The 11,162-nt window shown below is 38.3% G+C and carries 10 protein-coding genes; all 10 read left to right on the plus strand.

Annotation, left to right across the window (positions count from 1 at the left end):
• Positions 1 to 2: 2 nt before the first annotated feature.
• The 10 genes from walK (at position 3) to Q1J64_RS09635 (ending at position 11,030) form a co-directional block, all read left to right on the plus strand.
• Positions 3 to 1,829 carry a cell wall metabolism sensor histidine kinase WalK gene (gene walK / locus Q1J64_RS09590; protein WP_301108844.1) on the plus strand — a complete coding sequence of 609 codons (1,827 nt, stop codon included), beginning with the start codon at positions 3 to 5 and terminating at the stop codon, positions 1,827 to 1,829.
• Positions 1,820 to 3,151 carry a YycH family regulatory protein gene (locus Q1J64_RS09595; RefSeq protein ID WP_301108845.1) on the plus strand — a complete coding sequence of 444 codons (1,332 nt, stop codon included), beginning with the start codon at positions 1,820 to 1,822 and terminating at the stop codon, positions 3,149 to 3,151. The genes walK and Q1J64_RS09595 overlap by 10 nt, the downstream gene beginning before the upstream one ends.
• Positions 3,138 to 3,950 (plus strand): two-component system regulatory protein YycI, encoded by an 813-nt coding sequence (locus Q1J64_RS09600; protein ID WP_301108846.1) that lies wholly within the window; start codon positions 3,138 to 3,140, stop codon positions 3,948 to 3,950. Before Q1J64_RS09595 ends, Q1J64_RS09600 begins: the two co-directional genes overlap by 14 nt.
• A gap of 10 nt (positions 3,951 to 3,960) precedes the next feature.
• Complete coding sequence (locus Q1J64_RS09605) at positions 3,961 to 4,749, plus strand: MBL fold metallo-hydrolase (protein ID WP_301108847.1); 789 nt, start codon at positions 3,961 to 3,963, stop codon at positions 4,747 to 4,749.
• Positions 4,750 to 4,861: 112 nt separating this feature from the next.
• A complete protein-coding gene (locus Q1J64_RS09610) occupies positions 4,862 to 6,091 on the plus strand; it encodes a S1C family serine protease (RefSeq protein WP_301108848.1) in 1,230 nt (409 codons plus the stop codon).
• Positions 6,092 to 6,493: 402 nt separating this feature from the next.
• Positions 6,494 to 6,973 (plus strand): 23S rRNA (pseudouridine(1915)-N(3))-methyltransferase RlmH, encoded by a 480-nt coding sequence (rlmH, locus tag Q1J64_RS09615; protein WP_301108849.1) that lies wholly within the window; start codon positions 6,494 to 6,496, stop codon positions 6,971 to 6,973.
• A 411-nt stretch (positions 6,974 to 7,384) separates the two neighbouring features.
• Entirely contained in the window at positions 7,385 to 8,437 is a 1,053-nt protein-coding gene (locus Q1J64_RS09620) for a hypothetical protein (RefSeq protein WP_301108850.1), read from the plus strand.
• A 197-nt stretch (positions 8,438 to 8,634) separates the two neighbouring features.
• Positions 8,635 to 9,336 (plus strand): hypothetical protein, encoded by a 702-nt coding sequence (locus Q1J64_RS09625; protein WP_301108851.1) that lies wholly within the window; start codon positions 8,635 to 8,637, stop codon positions 9,334 to 9,336.
• A gap of 201 nt (positions 9,337 to 9,537) precedes the next feature.
• The gene (locus Q1J64_RS09630) at positions 9,538 to 10,095 is read left to right on the plus strand and encodes an RNA polymerase sigma factor (RefSeq protein WP_301108852.1); all 558 of its coding nucleotides are present in this window, start codon (positions 9,538 to 9,540) and stop codon (positions 10,093 to 10,095) included.
• Positions 10,092 to 11,030 carry a hypothetical protein gene (locus tag Q1J64_RS09635; protein WP_301108853.1) on the plus strand — a complete coding sequence of 313 codons (939 nt, stop codon included), beginning with the start codon at positions 10,092 to 10,094 and terminating at the stop codon, positions 11,028 to 11,030. Before Q1J64_RS09630 ends, Q1J64_RS09635 begins: the two co-directional genes overlap by 4 nt.
• Positions 11,031 to 11,162: the final 132 nt, after the last annotated feature.

Here is an 11,162-nt window from a genome sequence, read left to right on the forward strand (position 1 = left end):
CTATGCAGAAAGTAGGTTTTTTTCGGTCGATTCATGTCAAGTTTGTCTTGATCTATGTACTGCTTATTCTTGTTTCCATGCAGATCATCGGGCTGTATTTTGCCCGTGAGCTGGACCAGAGACTGAAAGAGAATTTTACGAACTCGATTGTAGACCGGATGAATCTCGTGGAGTTCAGTGTACGGGAAGAAATTACGAAAAAGCGTAAGGACAGCGACCCGACAATTGAACAAAACTTGGAAAACGTTCTGGAAGAGTTTACTTCAGATGACATCATAGAAATTCGGGTGATCAATAATAAATACCGTATTTTGGCTACTTCTTCCTATGAAAATCAAACGAGAGTCGGCCAGCATTCCACAAATGAAAATGTAAGGAAATCCATCACTTCCGAACAAATTCAAGATGTGATTGAAATAGATCCCCAATCTCATAATCATGTGCTCGCATTGGCAAAACCAATATTTGACGGGAATCATGAAGTGATCGGATCGCTTTATGTAGAAGCAAATATAGAGACCGTATTTAAGCAGATTGAAGAGATTAACGGAATACTGGCGAAGGGGGCAGCCGTCTCCCTGGCCATTACGATTATCGTGGGAATCTTCATTGCACGGACTTTTACTCGCCCCATTTCAGATATGCGAAGACAAGCGCAGGCAATGGCGAGCGGGAACTTTATGCGGAAAGTAAAAGTCTACGGAACGGATGAAATGGGTCAGCTGGCGATTGCGTTCAATCATTTGACCAATCAGCTGCAAGAGTCGCAGTCCACGACCGAAAGTGAGAGGCGGAAGCTGGCTTCTGTTCTTGAAAATATGACAGATGGAGTCATCTCAACGGATCGCAGAGGAAGAGTCAGCCTGATCAATGACTCTGCGCTGCAGATGCTTGATATGACGACGGATCTTGTGATTAATCGTCCAATTGCCAGTATCCTGGGCATTGAATCAGAGTATAGCTTTGAAGAATTGATTCAGATGAAAGAGTCTATTCCGTTAGATTTCAGTACCGAAGAGCAATCTTATATCCTGCGAGCCACCATTTCGGTTACACAGCGAGAAACAGGCTTCGTTAATGGGTTGATTGTCGTACTGCATGACAATACAGAGCAGGAAAAGATTGATATGGAACGCCGTGAATTCGTTTCGAATGTATCTCATGAATTACGGACACCGTTGACCACGATGCGCAGTTATTTAGACGCTCTTGCTGAAGGTGCCTGGAGAAATGAAGAGATCGCTCCAAATTTCCTGCGAGTGACGCAGAATGAAACCGAGCGGATGATTCGTCTTGTGAACGATTTGCTGAAGCTTTCTAGAATGGACAGCAGAGAGTACGAGCTCAACGAGGAATGGGTGGAGTTCAACCGCTTTTTCAATGCCGTTATTGAACGATTTGAGTTTTCAAAATCAAAAAACGTTCAGTTCACACGTAACTTGTACTCAAGCAGTCTGTTCGTTGAGATTGACACGGACAAGCTGACACAAGTACTCGACAATATTATTTCCAACGCATTGAAATATTCGCCGGACGGCGGGGAAGTCCGCTTTGGCGTGACGGTTTCAGGCGACTATATTAAAGTAATGATTTCTGATGACGGAATGGGGATTCCTAAATCCAACGTCAACCGAATTTTTGACCGCTTCTATCGCGCAGACAGAGCGCGTTCCCGTGCACTTGGAGGAACAGGCCTCGGCCTCGCGATTGCGAAAGAAATGATTACGGCACATAAGGGAGATATTTGGGCACAGAGTGAGGAAGGGAAAGGAACCACTATATTCTTCACGCTGCCATTTGAACAACAAGAGGATGGTGAATGGGATTGAAATATATAGAGACAATCAAATCCATCGTATTGCTGTTGCTTGTCATTCTTAGTGTCATGTTCACGTTTACCATTTGGACTTTCTCGCCAAATTACGAACCGATGGAACAATCCCAGACGGTCGATATTTCTATTGCCGAAAAGAAGACCATCGATCAAATCATAAAACCGAATAAAATGATTGCGAATTTAAAAGATCAAGTACTCGGTACTGTGGAATCAAGCAAAATCGAGACCATTCTTTCTGAAATGAGTACTTGGCATGTAACGGATCTTCAGCTCGTTAATACGGATATGTCTAAGTTTGATGTTGCACAGGTGCTACGGCAACCAAGCCAGATGTCTTTGTACTTTCCAGGCGAAGTACCGATGCTGGTCTATGATAACGTATTACTGATGGAAGATACCAATATTCCTGAAGCAACATTCAATCGCCTGGTCATTGATTGGAGTCAGTCCACGCAACTGCCGGTTGTTCACTTTCTGAGTGAAGCAGGTGGTCTGCATTATCAGGCGCAAGTCAGCTTGCAGAGCAGATCGGGCTTCCTTCGAAATGTGGTCGATGTGGGTCAGTCGTTTGATGAATATGCCGAAATTGACCGCGGCAATGCACCGTTTCTTGCTGTTCCCAAAGAACCGGTGAAGACGACACGAAATACGTATTTGCAGCAGGAAATCGATCCAATTGAATTTCGCGATGCGCTTTTCAATGATCCAAATGCGGTACGTCGTAATCAAGTCGATTCTACACATGTTGAGTATGGGGACGACCATGCCTTCATGGATATGAATACGAAGATGAAAACACTGAGATATGTTATGCCATCTGCAAAAAACCGGGAACCTGCCATTCCTTCTGAACTGCTGCTGAGTACCATCGATTTTGTTAATGAGCATGGCGGATGGACGGATGAATTCCGTTTTGCCTATATGAATCCTCTTTCACGCTTTGTGAAATTTCAGCTATATGCGGATGGACTGCCTGTTTACAGTGATCAGTCAGGGACAAATGAAATCAAGCAGGAGTGGGGAGATTTGAGAGTACACCAATACATTAGACCCTACTTCACGCTATTGGATTTTAAAGATACTAAGGTGGAGGAAGAACTTCTGTCAGGAGTGGAAGTGGCGGAAGCATTAAGAGAATCTGAGGAACTGGATTTTGATTTAATTGAAGAAATCTCTGTTGGCTATTATATGATCCGCGATGAAGATCAGAGACTGATCACACTGCAGCCTTGCTGGTATTACCTCATCAAAGACAACTGGTTCCGCTTTATGCCGGAAGCAGCCCTGGGAGGTGAACAGATTGGATTGGAATAGAACCAAAACAATCTTTATCATCGTCTTTTCCATTTTGAATATTTTCTTATATTCTATGTATGTGAATCGGCAGGTCGGCGTAGATAATATGCAGGTGATTGGTAAAACATCTGTGGAAGAACTGCTGCAGCTGGAGAATATTACGTACAATCCAATTCCGTTCACCAAAAAAGAAGTGTCCTATTTATCCGCCCATATCGCTACCTTCTCAGATGAAGAGCTGAAATCTTTAACCAATCAATCATTTGTATTGGTTGAAAAATCCCGTTTGCTGTCTCATTTGAAAAAAGCGGTAAAGGTGAAGAATGAAAAGGGCGACTATGATTTTGAAGAGTTTTTGACGAAATATGTGCTAGAAGGCAGCAACTATGTTTTATGGGATCTCGATGAAGATGAACAGCAAGCCGTATTCTTTCAACGGGTGAAGAATGAGACAATTTTCTACAGCCCGAACGCCATGCTGGTCGTTCATTGGGATGATGACGAAGAAATCACGCATTATGAACAGCGCCTGCTCCATGATTTCGTCAGCTTCAACCATAAGAAAGACTTGCTGTCGCAGGATGATGCCGTTGGTTCACTTGTCACGCGAGGATATTTGAAACCAGACTCTACAGTAATTCAAGTAAAGTCAGGCTATTCCACTTTGGTTCAGCTAACGGAAACTCAAGTATTTGCACCGACGTGGAACATTCAGGTAAAATTGAAGGATGGAGCAATCGAAAACTACTTCATTAATGCAATTGAAGGAAAAGTGATTGAGTTCCAGCCTGATCTGCTGGAAGAACAAACAGAATAGGAGTTTTCACATGCGTTTTAGTATTTTAGCGAGCGGCAGTACAGGCAACTCGCTCTATATAGAGACAGATGAGCACGCGTTTCTTGTAGATGCCGGATTGAGCGGCAAGAAAGTAGAAGGCTTGCTCAGCTCGATCAATCGCTCCATGAAACAAATTGACGCCATTTTCGTTACACATGAACATAGTGACCATATAAAAGGAATCGGTGTGCTTGCCCGAAAATACAAGACACCGATTTACGCCAATGCAAAGACTTGGCAGGCAATGGACGGTCTTGTGGGGGAGATTCCACTGGACCAGCGTTTTCATTTTGATATGGAGACTGTAAAAACATTTGGCTCACTCGACATCCAGTCATTTGCGGTGTCTCATGATGCTTCTGATCCGATGTTCTATACATTCAATGAAGGTGACCGAAAGCTTGCAATTATCACTGACACAGGCTATGTGAGCGACCGAATGAAAGGCCATATCAAAGGGGCGGACAGTTTTGTATTCGAGAGTAATCACGATGTCAGCATGTTGCAGATGGGGCGCTATCCCTGGTCCATCAAACGCCGGATTTTAAGTGATGTCGGTCACGTTTCGAATGAAGATGCAGCTGTTGCGATGAGTGAAGTGGTTTTACAGAAAGATACGCATATTTATCTGGCGCATCTGAGTATGGATAATAATATGAAAGATCTCGCAAGGATGAGTGTAGCGCAGACGCTGGAAGACTGCGGCATCCGTGCGGGCGAATACGTGCACTTGCGCGATACAGATGCGGCCGTATCAACGGAACTTGTGCTGGTCTGAAAACATTGCGAAAAGCCTTGCTGAAATATAGTAGGGTTTTTTGCATTGTCATCTATAAATTGGGGTAAAGTAAGAGTATATTATGCAAAATTTTAGGTGGGGGGATGCGCAGATGGATGAAGAAAGACGCGAAACTGAGTGGCAGCCGATTCCGCCTCATGAGACCCGGCGTGAGCCAAAGCGAAGAAGCAGCTTTTGGCCGGGATTGCTGGGCGGTTTAATTGGCGGTCTGATTGTATGGCTCGTTGTGATGTTTGCAACTGACCAATCAGCGCCGGTAACCAATCAAAGCACAGGGGGTAAAGAACCAGGAACGGTGAATACAGAGCATAACCAAATACCGATGGACATCTCTACGGAAATTACGGATGTAGTAGATGATTTAGCGAATGCGGTTGTCGGAATTACGAATATCCAGACAGTACAGGACTTCTGGTCAGCGAATACTTCTGTTCAGGAAGCCGGCACCGGTTCGGGTGTGCTCTATAAAAAAGAGGGCGGTAAGGCGTACATTGTTACCAATCATCACGTCGTAGAGAACTCAGAGCAGCTGGAAGTCAGTTTTGATGACGGAACCAAAACGCAAGGAAAGTTGATCGGTAGTGATTTATGGACAGACTTAGCGGTTGTCGAAATTGACGCAAAAAATGTAGACGCTATTGTAGAGTTTGGGGATTCTGATGCGCTGAAACGTGGTGAATCAGTTATCGCAATCGGAAATCCGCTTGGACTTGGATTTGCAGGATCCGTAACTGTCGGGGTTATTTCAGGAAAAGACCGTTCGATTCCAATGGATCTAAATAAAGACGGAATTATTGATTGGCAGGCAGACGTTATACAGACAGATGCGGCCATCAATCCGGGGAACTCAGGCGGTGCACTAATCAATATGGCGGGTCAGCTAATTGGTATCAACTCTATGAAGATTTCACAAGAGACGGTAGAAGGTATCGGTCTTGCTATTCCTGTCAATATCGCATTACCGATCATTGAACACTTAGAAGCAACAGGTCAAGTAAACCGGCCGACAATGGGTGTATCGTTACTCGATCTTCAACAAATCCCAATTCAGCAGCAGCAACAGACACTTGAATTGCCAGAAGGCGTTACAGAAGGTGTAGTGGTAACTGAAATCATGCCGAATTCGCCAGCAAGAGCAGCCGGCGTAGAGAAGTATGATACAATTGTGCAGCTGGACGATGAAAAAGTGACAGATATGGTCACGCTCCGTAAGTATTTATACAATAAAAAAGAAATTGGCGATAAACTAAAAGTAAAGGTCTATAGAGGTGGAAAGCCAGTGGAGCTAGAAATGGTATTGAAAGACGGAAATACATTCTAATGATATCCACAAAGTGAACAACTTTTCTTCCACATCAGGCATACAGCGGAAACGCGCTGCAGTGCCTGATTTTTTTATGCAGTTATCCATTTGTGGATAAAGTCTAAATAATGTGTATAATATTGTGTGAAAGAAAGCAGCTGTATATTGAGAGATATATTTTATAGTGTCAGGGTAAAAGCCTTGGCGCCCTTGCGTTTACGGAGTATTAAATTTATAGAAGAAAATGAGAGTTTTCATTAGTGGATTAAAATAATGAAAAGTTATCAACAGGTTGTGGTATGAGTAATCAGAGAATTTTACATATGGTAGAGAACAAATAGTCGGACACAATATGTAGATAGGACTGTGGATATGTGCATAAGTATTGTGCATAACATTTAGAGAGTGAGTGGATAAACTGTGAATATAACAATTGTGACGGTGGGTAAGTTAAAAGAGAAATATTTGAAGCAAGGAATTGAAGAGTATACAAAACGGCTGAACAGTTATGCAAAAATGCAATTAATCGAAGTGGCGGACGAAAAAGCACCCGAAACATTGAGTGATGCAGATATGGAAATTGTCAAAAAGAAAGAAGCAGAGCGGATTCTAGTAAAGATTTCTCCAGACGCACATGTCATTGCACTGGCGATAGACGGCAAGATGAAAACATCCGAGGAATTTGCGGCGAGTATTGATTCACTAATGACGTACGGAAAAAGTAAGATTGTCTTTGTGATTGGCGGATCATTGGGACTTCATTCAAGCGTGTTGCAGCGAGCAGATGAAAAACTGTCGTTTTCCAAGATGACGTTTCCGCATCAGTTGATGAAATTGGTGTTGGTGGAGCAGGTTTATCGGTCGTTTCGGATTATTAAGGGTGAACCGTATCATAAGTAAATGCGGTTATTAATAAACCATCAATTCCAGTTGTTTTATTGTAGTAGATGGTTTATTTTTTTGCTTTCAATTAATAATTTTTTAGATGAATTTTGATGGATAATATCTAAATTAATTACAGTACATAAATTTAGATTAGTTAATCATTATAGTGAAATTTTAGGATTATGCAGGTTTTAATTATATAATTGAATCTAAAGTTACAATCAAAAGTTATAGAAATTAAAAGTATATTTAAATTTTGAAATTCATTAAAAAGATGTGATAGGGATTATAGATTTATGAGTCAAATTTTAAATTATTTACATACACAAGATATTTATTCAACTCTAGAAGGATTTATAAAATTCATATTTAGAAATAGAATATACTCGGTAAATAGTATTATTAATTTTAGTAGAGGTGTTTTCCATGATAGTGTTGGACATTTACGGTAAAATTGAAAGAACATTAATTTCAAAAAAATTGAAACTTTATCTAGATAATTTACCTGAAGATTGGAAGAAACAAATTAAAGAGACTATTTTTGAGGAAATCCGCAAAATTGAATTTAACAGAAAAGAACAACAAACTAAGTACGGTAAATCTCTTCATGATCAATTTGACTATACAGTAGCGAGGAAAATAGTTGAAAATAATATAGTAAACATAAAAGGTTATTCTTTAGATACTCTTGAAAATTGTATTGATTGTATAATTGATAATATGATTTTTATAGAATTTGATTATGAATATAGTGATATGCCTTTTTTTGATTGGAAATCGAATTGCTTTGATGGTAGGCTTTGTGAAGAAGACTATTCAGAAAAAATCATAAAACTGTTAAACTTTATGAAACGTGATAATGACGTTAGGGCACATTTTAATATAGTTTATTCAAGTAATAACGATTATCTTAGTGTTATGCCGAGGGTTACTTCGGTATTATCTATTAGAAATTATTCAGAATTTAAAGGATTTAAAACAAAAGATGCAGCAATTTATGATTTGAAACAGTATGGAGAATGTATTGATAATTTTCTTCAATCAGAAAGAGATTACTATAAATTAGATTTTATAGTTGAAGCTTTAGCTAAAGAAGATGACTATAAGCATTACCATTTTCTTCGGGTATTTACAATTCTCGAAATGTTGTTACTTAACAAAAAGCAACAAACATATGAAATTGAAAAATATATTAACCCTATTATTAATCGAATTTACAAGAAGGATTCAAACCAAGCGACAAAATTACTAAGACAGATGAGAAATAAAGTCGGACATGGTGATTTTATAGGTTTTAATAAAAAAGCCTATGAGTTTGCTGATATATATATGAAGAATTATAACTTTGATTATTCTGAGTATAGTCATTTAAATTGGATTTTGCTTCACACATGTTGTTTATTAAATGATATATTAAAAGAAGTATTAATCCACAAATTTAATATAGATAAATTTTTTGAAACTGTAAAAAATGAATAGTAGAAACCTATAGAAGCTACTAAGTAATAATAGTGAAGTTCATAGCATTCAAATCCAATTTTATAATACGGTGTTGTATTATTTAACAGGACATGGAGCTGATAGGTCATTAGCAGATGACATATCTGATCCTTTTTACGTTCTGATTTCTGTATAATTAAAACATTTAATGTAAAATGGAAGAAAGGGGATTATATATGGATTTAAATTGTAAATATGAAAAAAAGATATTAGTATTTTTTGATGTTTTGGGATTTAAAGATATGGTTCAGCGTAAATATAAAGATAAGCCAGAGATGATTAAAGAAATCTTAAGTACGATGCACGTATTATCAAGTCCTTCCTATACATCAGAATTGATAATTTTTTCAGATTCAGTAATTAATATTCTTGAAATCAAGCCAAAATATAGTGAACATGGACAAACCTTTGCAGATTATTTAAATGTGATATTTAATGATATAGCAACAATCCAAGTTAATATGTTTGGGTTATACGGGGTGTTAATTAGAGGCTCTATTGTGATTGGCGATATCTACTATGAAGTTGAAAATAATTTACTATTCGGACCTGCTTTAGTTGATGCTTATGAATTAGAATCGAAATATAGTATATATCCAAGATTTTTAATAGGTAAGAGTATTGTTGATAAGATAAGTGATGTAGAGTGGCTTGATGTAACAGAAGATGTAGACGGGCATTATTATATTGATGTCTGTAAATGGTTAGTTAAGTTAGAGCCAGAAAAACAACATTTAGTAACTCTTAAATCTAAAATTGTGGAAGAGATTAATATGCTAGGCGATAAACCTAATTTAGGAGTCTTAAGTAAATACAAATGGTTTTTAAATAAAATTAAAGATCGGGAGAAACAAGACCTGAGAAAAAACCGCACTTAAACCCCTCAGGGTGAACCTTATCATAAGTAAGTGCGGTTTCCCTAATGAATAAAGCTTATCCAAGACAAAAAAGTCTTGGATAAGCTTTTCTTAATTAGAACAACTTGTTGTTCTTTAAAATAAAACATTTGTCCATAAGTGCAACCAATTCTTTGGACTTTCTACTATATAGGTAAGAGCAAGCGAAAGGAGGAAAGTTAAATGGAGGATGAGAACATCGTTGATTTATACTTGCAGCGTTCAGGGCAAGCTATATTGGAAACGAAGAAGAAGTATGGGGCTTACTGCCGAGTGGTTGCAAGGAATGTACTTTCGAATCGTTTGGATATTGAAGAATGTGAAAATGATACATACTTAGCCGCATGGAATACAATACCACCTACTATACCTAGAAAACTCTCCGTATTTTTAGGAAGGATTACTCGTAATATTGCACTTGATAAGCATAGTTATAATACAGCGAAAAAGAGGAATAGAGAGTTTGAAGTCATTCTAGCGGAACTGGAAGAATGTATAGCCTCCATTCATACTGTAGAAACAGAGTACGAAGCTGGTGAAACAGCAAATTACATTAACCAGTTTTTATATACTATTGATGAACAATCTAGAAATTTATTTATTAAAAGGTATTGGTACTCAAATTCAATCGAAGAACTTTCCAGGCAGTTTAATATGAGTAGTAGTAAAGTGAAGTCCATATTATTTAGGACAAGAAATAAACTTAGATTTTACTTAGAGAGAGAGGGGATCAACATATGAAAAAAGAAGAATTGTACAAAGAGATAGGATTAATTGATGAAAGTTTAATTGAAGCGGCAGGGCAAAGCGGAATAGGGAGAAGAAAAAAACGTATCTCAAAAAAATGGGTATCTGTAGCTCTATGTTTGATGATTTTTAGCTCAGTCTCTACAGCTTCATTAGCAGCATACTATAAAAAACAAAATGCAGAGCTCTACATCCGCTATTTGACGGCGGAAGACATGGAGTTAGTGCCGGCTACTGAATATGACGCAGATAAATTTCTAAGAGCTTTAAAAAGTGATAATGATGAATATGTCTATATTGCGATTAATAGGCTGATAGAGAGCTTTAATGATCAAAAGATGAGAGATAAAGCACTAACAGAAATCAAACCTTTTATACAAAGTGACAATGAAAAGATTGCTGATGCGGCTACCTTTGCAGTCGATATTTTATCACAAAGTTATCAAAGCCAATATGTATATAAAATGGCGGATGGCAGTATAATATTTACGTTATTTAATAATTACTCGGATTATGGAAGTCAAAATGTCCTTTGGAGGATAAAAAATAATATGCTTGAAGAACACTTTAGTTTCTCAAAACCGTCTATGTATATTAAAGAAATCATTCCTTCACCAAATCAGAAATTAGTTGCAATCGTAACATGCTCTAATAAAAGTGAATTTGTTGAAGTGATGAATATTGAAGAAGGAATGGGAAGTCCGGAATTAGTAGAATCATCAAGAGTTAAATATGGTGCGCAAAAGTCATTAGATACATGGATTCGTATAGATCATGAAAATTATAGCTATGTAAATAACATTTGGTGGAAGGACAATGATATTTTGGAGTTCGAGGGTAACCTTTCATACAATGATACGGAGACTATAGAAAGTGTGATCGTCAGTTATGAATTTAGGCACAAGGTCATGAAGGTAAATGAAAAATAAGTAGTAATGACTACAGCCATGCGATTGTTCCACTCTTGCCATGTTTTTGGCCCACTTCTGACATTGAATTGTTCCACCCTTGCCATAGGGGAATCCACGCAAATTATTCCTAAAACAGCCATCGAACCAAAT

Source organism: Sporosarcina sp., from assembly GCF_029257255.1.
GTDB lineage: Bacteria > Bacillota > Bacilli > Bacillales_A > Planococcaceae > Sporosarcina.